The sequence below is a fragment of the Cellulomonas algicola genome, from assembly GCF_003851725.1.
GTDB lineage: Bacteria > Actinomycetota > Actinomycetes > Actinomycetales > Cellulomonadaceae > Cellulomonas > Cellulomonas algicola.
The window spans coordinates 1-13,518 of record NZ_BHYL01000130.1 but is presented as its reverse complement, the minus strand read 5'-3'; the positions used below and the strand labels follow the sequence as shown (position 1 = coordinate 13,518).

At 71.2% G+C, this 13,518-nt stretch carries 10 protein-coding genes; 5 read left to right on the top strand and 5 right to left on the bottom strand.

Annotated features, from left to right (window positions below):
* Positions 1 to 93: 93 nt before the first annotated feature.
* From CTKZ_RS09715 to dnaA, 5 genes are all read right to left on the bottom strand, one after another.
* The gene (locus CTKZ_RS09715) at positions 94 to 687 is read right to left on the bottom strand and encodes a DciA family protein (protein WP_124342763.1); all 594 of its coding nucleotides are present in this window, start codon (positions 685 to 687) and stop codon (positions 94 to 96) included.
* A complete protein-coding gene (gene recF / locus CTKZ_RS09710) occupies positions 677 to 2,098 on the bottom strand; it encodes a DNA replication/repair protein RecF (RefSeq protein ID WP_124342762.1) in 1,422 nt (473 codons plus the stop codon). Before recF ends, CTKZ_RS09715 begins: the two co-directional genes overlap by 11 nt.
* 157 nt (positions 2,099 to 2,255) lie before the next feature.
* On the bottom strand, positions 2,256 to 3,203 hold the full coding sequence (gene gnd / locus CTKZ_RS09705; protein WP_124342761.1) for a phosphogluconate dehydrogenase (NAD(+)-dependent, decarboxylating): 948 nt from the start codon (positions 3,201 to 3,203) through the stop codon (positions 2,256 to 2,258).
* Positions 3,204 to 3,313: 110 nt separating this feature from the next.
* Entirely contained in the window at positions 3,314 to 4,444 is a 1,131-nt protein-coding gene (gene dnaN, locus CTKZ_RS09700) for a DNA polymerase III subunit beta (protein ID WP_124342760.1), read from the bottom strand.
* 803 nt (positions 4,445 to 5,247) lie between these two features.
* Positions 5,248 to 6,777 carry a chromosomal replication initiator protein DnaA gene (gene dnaA / locus CTKZ_RS09695; protein ID WP_124342759.1) on the bottom strand — a complete coding sequence of 510 codons (1,530 nt, stop codon included), beginning with the start codon at positions 6,775 to 6,777 and terminating at the stop codon, positions 5,248 to 5,250.
* Positions 6,778 to 7,256: 479 nt separating this feature from the next.
* Here dnaA and rpmH point away from each other — a divergent pair, with 479 nt between their 5' ends.
* Genes rpmH through CTKZ_RS09670 form a run of 5 tightly spaced genes read left to right on the top strand, consistent with a single transcriptional unit; the run spans position 7,257 to position 9,978 of the window.
* On the top strand, positions 7,257 to 7,394 hold the full coding sequence (gene rpmH, locus CTKZ_RS09690) for a 50S ribosomal protein L34 (protein WP_013885212.1): 138 nt from the start codon (positions 7,257 to 7,259) through the stop codon (positions 7,392 to 7,394).
* Positions 7,395 to 7,405: 11 nt separating this feature from the next.
* Positions 7,406 to 7,774: a ribonuclease P protein component gene (gene rnpA / locus CTKZ_RS09685; RefSeq protein ID WP_124342757.1), complete on the top strand. Its 369-nt coding sequence runs from the start codon at positions 7,406 to 7,408 to the stop codon at positions 7,772 to 7,774.
* 7 nt (positions 7,775 to 7,781) lie between these two features.
* Positions 7,782 to 8,096, top strand: a complete 315-nt coding sequence (gene yidD / locus CTKZ_RS09680) for a membrane protein insertion efficiency factor YidD (protein WP_124342756.1) — start codon at positions 7,782 to 7,784, stop codon at positions 8,094 to 8,096.
* A 21-nt stretch (positions 8,097 to 8,117) separates the two neighbouring features.
* Positions 8,118 to 9,413: a membrane protein insertase YidC gene (yidC, locus tag CTKZ_RS09675; protein WP_235843422.1), complete on the top strand. Its 1,296-nt coding sequence runs from the start codon at positions 8,118 to 8,120 to the stop codon at positions 9,411 to 9,413.
* A gap of 52 nt (positions 9,414 to 9,465) precedes the next feature.
* Positions 9,466 to 9,978, top strand: a complete 513-nt coding sequence (locus CTKZ_RS09670; protein ID WP_124342755.1) for a Jag family protein — start codon at positions 9,466 to 9,468, stop codon at positions 9,976 to 9,978.
* Positions 9,979 to 13,518 lie beyond the last annotated feature (3,540 nt).

The following is a 13,518-nucleotide window of genomic DNA, read 5'->3' as shown; positions in this document are numbered from 1 at the left end:
GTGTCGACGTCGGCGGAGGAGGGAAGTTGTGGCAGGTTCCGTGACGACGCGCGTCGCGGAGCTCCGCAGCGGTCCTCGCCGGTCGCCGACGCGTCAGCCGTACGTGTCCCGCGGACCCCTCCCGGCCACGCGCCGCTTCCCCCGGCCGAACCCCGGACCCGACGGCCCGAGCACCGTGATCTCCGAGACCACGCCCTCGCCGAGCTCCTCCGCGAAGCGACGCAGCATCGTCGGCACCGCCCACGTCAGGTTCGTCGCCCAGCTCGTCGAGCTCGCCTGCACCGTCAGCACGCCCGCCTCGAGCGACACGTAGGAGCAGTGCTCCGCGACCTGCGGCCCGACGAGGTCCGCCCATCGGTGCTGCACCGTGCCCGACACGAGCCCGGAACCCCAGCCGAACTGCCCCACCAGCGCCCCCAGCGTGTCCGCCACGGCCTGCGGATCCCGCGCCCCCGGCCCCGCCGAGCCCGGGTTCACGTCGACGAGCGCCCGGCGGCGAGGAGCGTCGCCCGGGCGGATGCCCTTGGCCCGAGCCGCCTCCTTCGCCCGGTTCAGCGCGGCCGCCGCGACCTGACGCTCCGGGACGAGGTCGACCACCTGCCGCAGCGGGGCACCTTCCGTGGTGGCGCGCCGGACCGGGGGGAGCAGGGCGTCGTCGGCCTGGTCGTCGCCGCGGTCAGAGGACACGAGCCACCTCACCGCCCATGACGTCCACGCGGGCGCCCGCGAGCGGCTCCGGCACGTCCTCCGCGACGGCCGCCGTCACCAGGACCTGGCGTGCCGGGGCGACCAGCTCGGCCAGCCGCTCGCGGCGGCGCGCGTCCAGCTCCGCGAAGACGTCGTCGAGGATCAGGACCGGCTCGCCGTCGGGGCCCCAGTCCGCGCCACGCCCGAGCCAGTCCGTCGCCGGCTCCGCGACGGCCGTGCTCACCCGCGCAGCCTGCGGTGCCGGGTCACCGTCGCCCGCGGGAGCCGCACCTGCGACGGCGTCCTGCGGAGCTCCGGCCGTCGACGTCACGACTGCGGGCGTCGCGACGGCGGCGGGCGCTCGTGTCGCCGATACGCCGTCGGTCAGCAACGTGTACGACGCGAGCCGCAGCGCCAGCGCGTACGACCACGACTCCCCGTGGCTCGCGTACCCCTTCGCGGGAAGACCGCCGAGCGTCAGGACGAGGTCGTCGCGGTGCGGCCCGACCAGGCACACCCCGCGCTCGACCTCCTTCGGCCGCAGGCGGCCCATCGCCTCGAGCAGCTGCGCCTCGACCAGGCTCGTGGTCGCCGGCACGTCCGAGGCGGCCGCCGGGGTCGCGTCCGGCGCGCCCGGCGCCGTCGAGCCGTCGCCCGACCGACCGCGGTTGTCGTCGGCGAGAGCCGCGTCCAGGCTCGCCCGGTACGTGACCACCGCCTCGCCCTGACCCGCGCTGACCTGCGCGTACGACGCCGCGACGTGCGGGGCGAGGGCCGCGACGAGCGCGCGCCGGGCCACCACGAGCTCCGCACCGGTCTGGGCGAGCTTCGCGTCCCACACGTCGAGCGTCCGCAGGTCCGCCGTACCGCGCCCGCCCCGCATCGCCGAGCCCGCCGTCTTGAGCAGCGCCGACCGCTGCCGCAGCACCCGCTCGTAGTCCTGCACCGTGCCCGCGAACCGGGGGACGAGCTGCACCAGCAGGTCGTCGAGGAAGCGTCGCCGCCCGTCCGGGTCGCCCTTCACCAGGGACAGGTCCTCCGGCGCGAACAGCACCGTGCGCAGGATGCCGAGGATGTCGCGTGCCCGGCCCGGGGAACCGCCGTTGACCCGGGCCCGGTTGGCCTTGCCCGGCGTCACCTCGACCTCGACCAGCGTCGCGCGCGGGTGCCCCGGCTCGAGCTCGCGCACGACACGGGTCCGCACGACCGCGCGACCCGCACCCGAGCGGACGAGCGCCGCGTCCGACGGCACCCGGTGGCTGCCGAGCGTCGCGACGTACCCGATCGCCTCGACGAGGTTCGTCTTGCCCTGCCCGTTCGGCCCGACGAGCGCGGTGATCCCCGCGTCGAGGGGAAGCTCGACCTGCGCGTAGGAGCGGAAGTCGGTGAGCGACAGGTGGGCGACGTACATCGGGTCTCTTCGTCGTGGTGAGGCTGGTCGGGTCGGGATCGTCACCGCCGGGCGAGCGGTGGCACCCCGGCTGTCAGCGCCGTACGGGCTCCGGAGCCGGACGCCCTCACGCAGGCTCGTTCAGGCGGCGCCAGGGCGTCGTCCGCAGAGCCCGTGGTCAGGCGTGCGGCGGGACGGCCGCGTCGGGGACCGGCGTGGTGTCGCTGATCGGGCCCGTCGTGCCCGCCGGCTTCACCGCGTGCCCGCCGAACTGCTGGCGGAGCGCGGCGACGGCCTTCATCGCGGGCGACTCCTCCTGCCGGGACGCGAACCGCGCGAACAGCGCCGCGGAGATCACCGGGGCCGGCACGGCGAGGTCGATCGCCTCGTCGACCGTCCACCGGCCCTCGCCCGAGTCCTCGACCCAGTCGTCGATCTCGCCGAAGGACGGGTCGGCCTCGAGCGCCTCGACCAGCAGGTCGAGCAGCCAGGACCGCACGACCGTGCCGCGGCGCCACGCCTTGACTGTGCCGTGCACGTCCGTGACCAGGTCTTTCGCGGCCAGGAGCTCGTACCCCTCCGCGTACGCCTGCATGAGGCCGTACTCGATGCCGTTGTGCACCATCTTCGCGAAGTGGCCCGCGCCGATCGCCCCGGCGTGCACGAACCCCTCCTCGCGCGGGCCCTCGGGCCGCAGCGCGTCGAAGACCGGCAGCACGCGCGCGACCAGGTCCGCGTCGCCGCCGACCATGAGGCCGTAGCCGTTCTTAAGGCCCCACACACCGCCCGACACCCCGACGTCGAGGAAGCCGACGCCGTTCTCGGCGAGCAGGTCCGCGTGCGGCTGGTCGTCCTGGTAGTACGAGTTGCCGCCGTCGATGACCACGTCGCCGCTGGTCAGCAGGCCGCCGAGGTCACGGATGACCGCGTCGGTGATCGCGCCGGACGGCACCATGACCCAGACGACGCGCTCACCCGCGGGCAGCGCCTCGACGAGCGCCTCGAGCGAGGGCACGTCCGTCACGTCGGGGTTGCGGTCGTACCCCGTGACCTCGATGCCCGCGGCGCGGATGCGTTCCCGCATGTTCGCGCCCATCTTGCCCAGACCGACCAGACCGATGTGCATGACCCCTCGCCTCTCCCGGTGTCCCGGACCTCGCCGACCGGCGTCCACCGGTCACTCTGCCGCACCGTCCCACGGTCCGCTCCCGCGGCCGTCGGGTCGACGGCGACGCGTCAGCTCGCGAACCGGATCGGGACGAGCAGGTAGCGGTACTCCTGCTTGTCCTCGCCGTCGAGAGACTCCTGGCCCGTGAACTCGACCGGCTTGTTCGGGTGCGTGAACGACAGCCGCACGAAGGTCGTGTCGAGCGCGCCCAGGCCGTCGAGCAGGAACTGCGGGTTGAACGCGACCGTGATGTCGTCACCGACCAGCGTCGCCTCGAGCGCCTCGGACGCCTGCGCGTCGTCGCCCTGCCCCGCGTCGAGCACCACCTGGCCCTGCGAGAACGCCAGCCGGATCGGGGTGTTGCGCTCCGCGACGAGCGCGACACGCTTCGCGGCCTCGGCGAGCGCGTGCGTCGAGACGATCGCGTGGATCGGGGTCTCGTCGGGGAACAGGCGGCGGACGGCGGGGTAGTCGCCGTCGACGAGCAGGCTCGTCGTCTGGCGGCCGCCGGCCTCGAACCCGATGAGGTCCACGCCGGCGCCAGTCGACAGCGCGACCGTGACGGACCCCGCGCTGCCCAGCGACTTCGCGGCGTCGTTGAGGGTGCGTGCGCGCACCAGCGCGACGGTCGAGATGTCGGGCGACGACGGCTTCCACGTGAGCTCGCGGAGCGCGAGGCGGTAGCGGTCGGTCGCGAGCAGCGTGACCTTCTCGCCCTCGATCTCGACGCGCACGCCCGTGAGGAGCGGCAGCGTGTCGTCGCGGCTCGCGGCCACCGAGACCTGCGCGACCGCGTGCGTGAGCTCGTCGCCGTCGACCGTGCCCGCCGTGGCCGGCATGGACGGCAGGTTCGGGTAGTCCTCGACCGGCATCGTGAGGAGCGTGAAGCGGCTCGCGCCGCAGGTGACGACGACCTTGGTGCCGTCGAGGACGACGTCCACGGGCTTGTCGGGCAGCGCGCGCGAGATCTCGGCGAGCAGACGGCCCGAGACCAGGACCGTGCCCGGCTCGGAGACGTCGGCCGGGATCTGCGAGCGGGCCGAGACCTCGTAGTCGAAGCTCGACAGCTGGATCGTCCCGGTCGTGTCGGCCTCGATGCGGACACCCGCGAGCACGGGGACCGGCGGTCGGGTGGGCAGGCTGCGAGCCGTCCACGTGACCGCGTCGGCGAGGACGTCACGGTCGACCCGGAACCTCATGTGTCACCTCTTCGTCGTTCGAGTGCTGCCCGGGGCGTCGTCGCACGGTTCCGGCGTGGGGCGCTCGTGCGTCGACGCCGGTGGGCCGTCGTGAGCGCACTGGTCGCACGCACGACACGGCCTGTCCGTGGCATCACGCGAACACTACGCGAGAGGTCCGACGCTCGGTACAGGTCCGCGGAGGGTGTGGACGACAGGTTCTCCGGGCCTGCCGTGGGCGCCGGGTGTCGATCGTGCCGATCGGCGTCCCGGTCGGCCGCCGTCAGCTCTCGGCGGTGTGTGGATCATCGGCAGAGAGAAGTCTCGTCGTCGTCATCGGTCGTGTGCATGGTGTGGATCGCGGCCGTCCGTGCAGGTCAGCCCGCCGAGACCGTGTGGACGTGCTGTGGGTGTCGCACCCGTGCTCCGGTGGACGTCGGTGGACGTGCCGGAGAAGGCCTTGCGGCGTCCACGGACGAGGGCGGTGTCCTCCACAGCGTCGAGGCGTGTCGTCCACCGTCGTCCACAGGTGTGTGCACAGGTGTGAACATTCGTCCCATGCATGTTTCATCCGGAACGTGAGGGTTCCGGTCAAGGCGGTCGCATCGATTCGACGATGAGACTTGTCTCATCGCTCGCCGGACGGGCGACGCGTCGGGAGGGACGGCGACGAGACGAAGGTGCAGGTCAGGACATGGATCCGCGCGTACGTCGCAGTGACTGATCCGATCGGGTGAACAGCGTCACAAACATCCCCAGCCCCCTGTGGAAACTGTGGACAACCGTGAGGACGGATTCCCCACGAAACGGACAGGTGGGACGGATCAGCCCCGGCTCTGCTGCTTGATGCGGTTCGTCAGCTCGGTGACCTGGTTGTAGATCGACCGGCGCTCGGCCATGAGCTCGCGGATCTTGCGGTTCGCGTGCATGACCGTCGTGTGGTCACGGCCTCCGAACGCCTGGCCGATCTTCGGCAGCGACAGGTCCGTGAGCTCGCGGCACAGGTACATCGCGATCTGGCGGGCCGTCACGAGCACGCGCGAGCGGCTGGAGCCGCACAGGTCGTCGATCGACAGCCCGAAGTACGCGGCCGTCTGGCCGATCACCTGCGTCGCGGTGATCTCGGCGGTCTGCTCGTCGGTGATGAGGTCCTTGAGGACGATCTCCGCGAGCGACAGGTCGACCTGCTGGCGGTTGAGGTTCGCGAACGCGGTCACGCGGATCAGCGCACCCTCGAGCTCACGGATGTTCGTCGAGATCTTGCTCGCGATGTACTCGAGGACGTCCGGCGGCGCCTGCAGCCGCTCGCTGCCGGCCTTCTTCCTCAGGATCGCGATGCGCGTCTCGAGGTCCGGCGGCTGGACGTCGGTGATGAGGCCCCACTCGAACCGCGACCGCATGCGGTCCTCGAAGCCGTTCAGCTGCTTGGGCGGCAGGTCGGACGTGATCACGACCTGCTTGTTCGCGTTGTGCAGGGTGTTGAACGTGTGGAAGAACTCCTCCATCGTCTGTTCCTTGCCCTGCAGGAACTGGATGTCGTCGATGAGGAGCACGTCGACCTCGCGGTAGCGGCGCTGGAACGCGCCCGCCTTGCCCTCGGAGATCGAGTTGATGAAGTCGTTCGTGAACTCCTCCGAGTTCACGTACCGCACCCGGACGCTGGGGTACAGGTTGTACGCGTAGTGCCCGATCGCATGCAGCAGGTGCGTCTTGCCGAGGCCCGAGTCGCCGTAGATGAACAGCGGGTTGTACGCCTTGGCCGGCGCCTCGGCGACGGCGACCGCGGCCGCGTGGGCGAAGCGGTTCGACGAACCGATGACGAACGTCTCGAACTGGTACTTGGGGTTGAGCCGCGCCGGCTCCGACGCCTGCTTGCGGCCCGACGGCAGCGGACGGTCGTCGATCGCGACCCGACCAGGCCCGGGACCGTCGTCGTCCTGGCCCCCGTGCACCACGGACAGGTCCGGGCGGTCGCTGCGGTCGGAGACCTCGTCCGACCCGTCCTCGCGGCGCGGCGACCCGTCGTTCCGGTCGAGCGGAGCCGGGGGAGCGGGAGGGACGACACGCAGCGACGGCGTGGTGTCGCTCGCCAGCTCCGGGTCGACCGTGATCGCGAAGCGGGCCTCGCGGTCGAGGGCGTCCGAGAGGGCGTCCGTGACCTCCGAGCGCACGCGCGTCTCGAGGTAGTCCTTCGTCAGGTCGTTGCCCACCGCCAGCAGCAACGTGCCGTCGAGCAGCCCGAGCGGACGTGCGAGCCGGACGAAGGCGATCTGCCGCGGCGTGATGTCAGGGCTCGCCTCGAGGGTCGCGACGACGTGGCCCCAGACCCGGGCGAGCTCTTCGTCCTGTGACAACGTCCTACCTCAGCTGATCGATCGTGGAGTGGTCGAGTCTCGCACGGCCCCCGTTGTCCACATACTTGTCCACACCTGTGCGCGGTCGCCTCGCACCCGTCCTGACGGCACGACGCCGGGCCGTGGTGCGCCGACAGCGGCTCGTCGAGATCGACCTCTCCACACGGGATGGTCCACGACGTCCACAGGCACGGCGACGACGAACGATGCTAGCCCCCGACGACGCGCCGGGGGAGGCGTCCTGCCGGGTGACCTCACCAGGTGTCCGGGTAGGCTCCCGGCAGGCAGACGTGGCGCTCCCGCCCATTTGACCGGCCGCGACGACGCGGCGTACCGTTGTCCAGCCTTCCTGATGGCTCCTGCTGGCGCGCCCTGACGCCACACGCCGCGTGCGTGTCCTTGGAGCAGTCGAGCTCGGCAGACAGACCCAGGTCACGCGCCCACGCGCGGGGCCCAACCCGGATGTAGTGGAGACTCTCGTGAGCAAGCGCACGTTCCAGCCGAACAACCGGCGCCGCGCCAAGACGCATGGCTTCCGTCTGCGCATGCGCACCCGCGCGGGTCGCGCGATCCTCGCGGCCCGTCGCCGCAAGGGTCGCTCCGAGCTCTCGGCCTGACGCCAGCGCCGGTGCTGCCCGCAGCGCACCGGATGCGCCGTGCTGCCGACTTCGAGCAGGCGGTGCGGCGTGGTGCGCGCAGCGGCCGGGACACCCTCGTGGTGCACCTGACGACCAAGACCGACCCGGGACCCGACGGTCCCGTGGTCGGTCTTGTCGTGTCCAAGGCCGTGGGCACGGCGGTCCGCCGCAACCTCGTCAAGCGACGGCTGCGGGAGCTCGTGCGGGCCCGCCTCGACTCGCTCCCCGCGGACGCGGGACTCGTCGTCCGGGCGCTCCCTCCCGCGGCGACGGCCGAGTACGTGCGACTGGGCGCAGACCTCGACTCCGCGCTCGCATCCGCGACGCGGCGCCTCACGTCGCGCACGTCCCAGGCGTAGCCGCCCCATGACCTGGCGATCCGTGGTGCGTGGTGCCGTGCGTCTGCCGGCGCAGCTCGTGCTGCTCCTCCTGCGGGGGTACCAGCGGTTCATCTCGCCGATGACCCCGCCTACCTGCCGCTTCTACCCGTCGTGCTCGCAGTACGCCGTCATCGCCGTCACGCGGCACGGGTTGCTCCACGGTTCGTGGCTCGCCGTCCGCCGGCTGCTGCGGTGCCACCCGTGGAACCCCGGGGGCGTCGACGACGTTCCACCGGCGCGTCCCCCGCACCACCACCACCGTCTTCACCGTCACCCTGACGTGGCTCCGTCCACGCACTGATCCCCTCCGAGGAGCCCCCGGATGTCGTGGTTCGACGGACTGCTCAGTCCGATCATGACCGTCGTGGCCTGGATCATGGTCCAGTTCCACGCCCTGTTCACGACCCTCGGGCTCGACCCCGAGAGCGGCGCTGCATGGGGCCTGTCGATCGTCGGTCTCGTGATCGTGATCCGGATCCTGCTGATCCCGCTGTTCTTCAAGCAGATCAAGGCGTCGCGCGGCATGCAGCTGCTCGCGCCTGAGATGCAGGCGATCCAGAAGAAGTACAAGGGGAAGACCGACCCCGCGTCCCGTGAGGCCATGAGCCGCGAGACGATGGAGCTCTACCGCAAGCACGGCACGAACCCGTTCGCGTCCTGCCTGCCGATCCTGCTCCAGTCGCCGATCTTCTTCGCCCTGTTCCGGGTACTCATCGAGCTGCCGCGCATCGCCGCCGGCACCTACGACCCCATCGGCCCCATGACGCCCGCGCTCGCCGCTCAGGCCGAGGCCGCCACCATCTTCGGCGCCCCGCTGTCCGGCACGTTCATGACCGCCGGCGACAACTGGCACATCCGCGTCGTGACCGTCGTCCTCATCATCGCGATGTCCGCGACCACGTTCCTCACGCAGCGCCAGCTGACCATGAAGAACATGCCGCCCGCGGCGCTGCAGGGCCCGATGGCGCAGCAGCAGAAGGTGCTGCTCTACGTCCTGCCGCTGATCTTCGCGTTCTCGGGCGTCAACTTCCCCATCGGTGTCCTCATCTACTGGACCACCACGAACCTGTGGTCGATGGGCCAGCAGTTCTACACGATCCGCCGCATGCCGGCGCCGGGCTCCGAGGCCGAGCGCCTGATGAAGGAGCGCAAGGCGCGCCGAGCCGCCGCCCGCGGGGTCACGCTCGAGGAGCCGACCACCTCGACCGCCGTCATCGAGGAGAAGCCGCGGGGCCAGCGTCAGCAGCCCAAGCGGAAGGACCGGGCCAAGGGCGTCGCGGGTGCCCCGGGCTCGACGGCAGGTGCGGGCACGGGCATTGAGGATGCCGCTACGTCGCCGTCGTCGAGCCCTGTCACCGGCAGCGGGACGACCACGCCCTCGGCCGGTGGGAGCTCGAAGGGCTCGGCACCCAAGAGTGGCCAGACGAAGGGCGGTGCGCCCAAGGCGGGCCCGGCCAAGTCCGGCGGTGCGAAGCCCGGCGCGGGCAAGACCGGCCCTGCCAAGTCGGGCGGCACCAAGGCCGGCGGCAGCGGTGCTTCTCGCACGCAGTCCCCTCGCGAGGCGCACGGCGGTGCGGGCGGCGACGGTGCCGGCCCCGACAGCCCGACGCGGTCGTAGAACCCGTCCACCTACCCCAGCCGACAATCCTGTCGACGATCGGAGAGACCTCATGAGCCCGAGCTCGCCCGACGAAGCGGTCGAGTCCACCAGCACCAAGCGCCTCGAGGAAGAGGGCGAGATCGCCGCGGACTACCTCGAGGAGCTCCTCGACATCGCCGACCTCGACGGCGACATCGACATCGACATCGACCACGGTCGTGCCGCTGTCGAGATCGTCTCCGAGGATCGGGAGGACCGTTCGCTGCGCCGTCTCGCCGGCCGCGACGGCGAGGTGCTCGACGCGCTGCAGGAGCTGACGCGCCTCGCCGTGCAGACGAAGACGGGGGAGCGCAGCCGCCTCATGCTCGACGTCGCCGGGTTCCGGGCGGCTCGTCGGACGGAGCTCGTCGGCGTCGCGGAGGACGCGATCGCGCGGGTCAAGACATCGGGCGCACCCGTTGCCCTCACGGCCATGAACCCGTTCGAGCGGAAGGTCGTCCACGACGCCGTGGCCGCAGCGGGACTCTCGAGCGACTCCGAGGGCGTCGAGCCCGACCGGCACGTGGTGATCCGCCCGGCCTGATCCGGGGAGATCGTCGGGAGGGCGGGGTGACTACGGTCGCCCCGCCCTCGTCGCTTTCCCGGGCCAGTTCGGCGCGCAGGCCTGCTTCGTCGAGCGGTCATGTGCGCGGCCGAGCTTCGGGTCGTGGGCGGGGACTCAGAAGTGAACGCGATGACGTCACGCCCGCGTCGCGGCCCGCGACGCGGGAGCGCCTGTTTCACGTGAAACGCTCGCCCAGCTATTGCCGTCACCGGCGTTGCCGTTCCTCTGGGCGCCCCGGCGGCGCGCGGAGAGCCAGCAGGTCTCGCCCCGCGGCGTTCGGTGTTTCACGTGAAACGAGTAGGGCCGCCGCGTCTGGTCCTCGTGGCGTCGGCGTGGACGTTGTCGTGCTTGCCTCGGCCTTGCGTGATCAACGGGGCACGACCACACATGGAACTCTGCGTGGCGTCATCCCCGGTGCTGCGGGAGCGCTCAACGAGGTAGCTGGGTGCGTGCGGGGCGCGGTGTTCCCGGTGGCTCCGCGCCGACATCGCCGCTCTGGCGGACAGGTAGCGACGACTTTCCCGGGAGCGACCTCCCTGGGCCGAACCTCGTCAGACGCCGGCAGGCCAAGAAGCTCACTCCTCTCGGGCTTGCTTCTCGCATTCACGGTCGAGCAGGGCGGGGAGTCGGGACAACCCGCACCAGAGCCCAGTGTTAGCCGAAGGATGTGGGCGGCGCGGCGCGCCATCGCTGGTGGTGGGCAAGCCGCGTCCGAGGCGGTTAGGCGCGAGCAACGGCCAGATTGCCGTCCTGGCGGTCGCAAACCGCCCAAGAAGCACCGCTTGAGCAGCGTCTGAAGGCCATCGAGGCGCCAACATCAGTCTCAGCGGTTCCCTTAGGGAGAATCGCATCAAGCCTGCAGGCTTGTGGATTCCATCGCGTCAGCGATCGGCGATGGCGCCGATCTTGGCGCCGGCGGGGTTTCGCCACTGCCGCGGTGCCGGGTCCGGGTCCGCCCACGAGGTCCGGGTCCGTCCACGAACGAGCGCACGGTCTCGCGCCGGCGAGGCGTTTCACGTGAAACGGCCGGAGTCCGAGACCGTCGTTCAGCGAGCGGCTGCCGATAAGGCGGTCCGCCTTCCGGTTCAGGGGGCACGCGCAGGCGTTCCGTTCCGTTGGTCATGCGACCTATGCGGCGAGCGGGCCACCAACGGGCGGAGCCGTCTGACAGGGCTTCCGACGCCGCGCGGCACGGCGACGCTCGGGTACGGCGAGACTGCTGACACGACTAGGTGTACCGATCGAGGGACTGGCCATCGCTCGAGGCGAGTCTCCGGAGTGCAGGAGATATGCGTACGCGAAGGCTGGGTTGATCGGCGTGCACCCGGATCGTGCGGCCGGCTCAACCAACACGACGACCTGCCCGCACCCGTGTCGGACCCACGAGGTGGGCGCCGCTCAGGCGGTGCATCGCGCGTGAACGCCTCGAGGTCCTTCGGCGTCCCGGTCGACCAACGAACCGGAGAGCCGCCGTCACGTGGTGAGTCCCGGAGCCGCGGACGTCGTTGGCGCGTTGGTGTCGCCGGAATCCATGCTCCGTCCATCGAGTGCGCCACGCGATCCACGGCGAAGGCGGGTCGTCGAGACTGGCTCGGTGAGTGAGCGACGCATCCTTGCTGGGGCGAGGTGCGCGACCGGCCCGCCGGAACCGGTCGCGCGTGAAGTCGCCCCGCGCGTCTGGGTGCGACGTGGTGGCGGTCCGAAGCAACGGCCCACGCAGCGGGACCAAGAGCTCGGACGCCGTGCGAGACGCCGGTCGCTTGAGTAGCTGACCAGCTCCGTTGACGCGGCCCGACAGGTTGTCAGGCGCATGACGTGCGCATCGCGAAGGCGGCGACGTGGGCCATGACGGGCAACCGGGGCGTGAGTTGGCGGGTGCCATGTAGAACAAGAGCGTGCTGGACGGGAGCGTATCCGGCTGGGCACGGTCGTTGAGATGAGTCGGGTTGACGGGGCGCGCCGCCCAGGGTTCAAGGGAGGCCTCGGGCACGCACGAGCACTCAGCGCAGACCGTGCCAGGTGCTGTCGATGACGATCGCTTAAGCGAGTCGCGTTCACCGTGAGATCTCCACGGCGTGGCTGGTGGCCGCCTGACGGTCTCTGCTTGCCGATTCTGGTGCGATGGGCGCTAGTCCGTCCGACCATGGCGCATCGGGGCCCTGTGGTCGGCCGCGGCTCGCGACAAGTGTGGCGGGCCGCGGCTCGCGGCAAGTGTGGCCGGCCGCGGCTCGCGGCAAGTGAGGTCGGCCGCGGCTCGCGACAATCCGTCGGATCAGGACGCCGCTCGCTGGGCGAAGGGCTGGGGCCGTGGCGCCCTGGTGACCCAGGTGGATGCTGCGAGCGTCGACTCTTCAGTCAAAGTCACCGCGCGATCCGTTTCACGTGAAACCACGCTGCCCCCGTCCCGTCAAGCGAGCAGAAGGGCGGCCGTCCTGGCGAACGGACATCCCGTTCGGGCCGAGGCAATTCCTGCGGCGTCGGACGCGGCCGGAAGTACGAGCGATGACGAGTCCACGGGGCGGCGATGGGCGCACTCGAGCGGTGCGGTTCGACCCGAGCTCGGCACCTTCGAGCGTGTCACGCACACCAGCGCACACATGCGACTTACCTCGCCTGGCGTCGACGATTCAGGCGCGGCGCACACGTCGAGGCATGTGCGGGAGTCTGCGTTGGCGGCCGACAGCGGACAGGTGGACAGGCGTCGAGGACGTGGGGTGCCCGTCCTGCCCAGGGCGAGGCGGACGCGGTCCGTTTGGCCGGACGAGCGCGGTACCGCCCGTCGCGACTGCCACCGGGCGTCAGATCGACCACGCGCCCAGCACGTGCGAGGTATCACGACTGTCTGAGACATGTCTGGCGGCTCGGGTACGCGACGGCCCGAGGGGGTGCGATGAAGAACTCCTCGGCCGTGTTGCTGCCGACAACGTCTTAGGCAGGTCGGCGGCGAGCGCTGGTAGCGGCGGAGCGCGCGCGGGACATTGATGTTTCACGTGAAACGCCGGGCGTTCTAGGACGTCCGCCGCCAAGGCGTAACTCTCACCGCCGGCATGAAGCGCCCTGGCGTTCGGCCGCGAGCGTTCTCGAAAGGGGAGTGACTCTCGGGCACGTACTGGTCGTCGCTGTCCTTGAGGCCGACGTACCAATCTCAGGCCTGACGTGAGCTGCAGGGTCCCGACACCGTGTCGTCGGCACCGCTGCCGCCGATGCGGCCTTGATTCGGCGCGACCGAGGGGTGCGGCGCCCGAGCTGGTGTCTTGCACGTGACTCGCTTGGTGCCGCGGTCTGCCGTCTGCCGTGAGCGCCGCGCCTTGCGAGTCGCAGTACGCGACCGCCGAGAGCGGCCGCGCACGCGCGAGCTGCGACCCCGAGCGGCGGCCACCGCGTGTTCCCGGGGGCTCATCACGAGCGTGACGCACGACGCGGGGCGCAGGACCGAGGGGGAGGCGGGGCAGCGAGAGGTGGGGCTGACGGTGGGCGCGGCGAAGGCTGGCCAGGGAGCTCGGCTTAGATGCGAAGGAC

Excerpts from the sequence above, each read along its gene's own strand:
- dnaN (WP_124342760.1), bottom strand. The coding sequence starts at position 4,444 with ATGAGGTTCCGGGTCGACCGTGACGTCCTCGCCGACGCGGTCACGTGG.
- recF (WP_124342762.1), bottom strand. The coding sequence starts at position 2,098 with ATGTACGTCGCCCACCTGTCGCTCACCGACTTCCGCTCCTACGCGCAG.
- gnd (WP_124342761.1), bottom strand. The coding sequence starts at position 3,203 with ATGCACATCGGTCTGGTCGGTCTGGGCAAGATGGGCGCGAACATGCGG.
- yidD (WP_124342756.1), top strand. The coding sequence starts at position 7,782 with ATGACCTGGCGATCCGTGGTGCGTGGTGCCGTGCGTCTGCCGGCGCAG.
- yidC (WP_235843422.1), top strand. The coding sequence starts at position 8,118 with ATGTCGTGGTTCGACGGACTGCTCAGTCCGATCATGACCGTCGTGGCC.
- CTKZ_RS09670 (WP_124342755.1), top strand. The coding sequence starts at position 9,466 with ATGAGCCCGAGCTCGCCCGACGAAGCGGTCGAGTCCACCAGCACCAAG.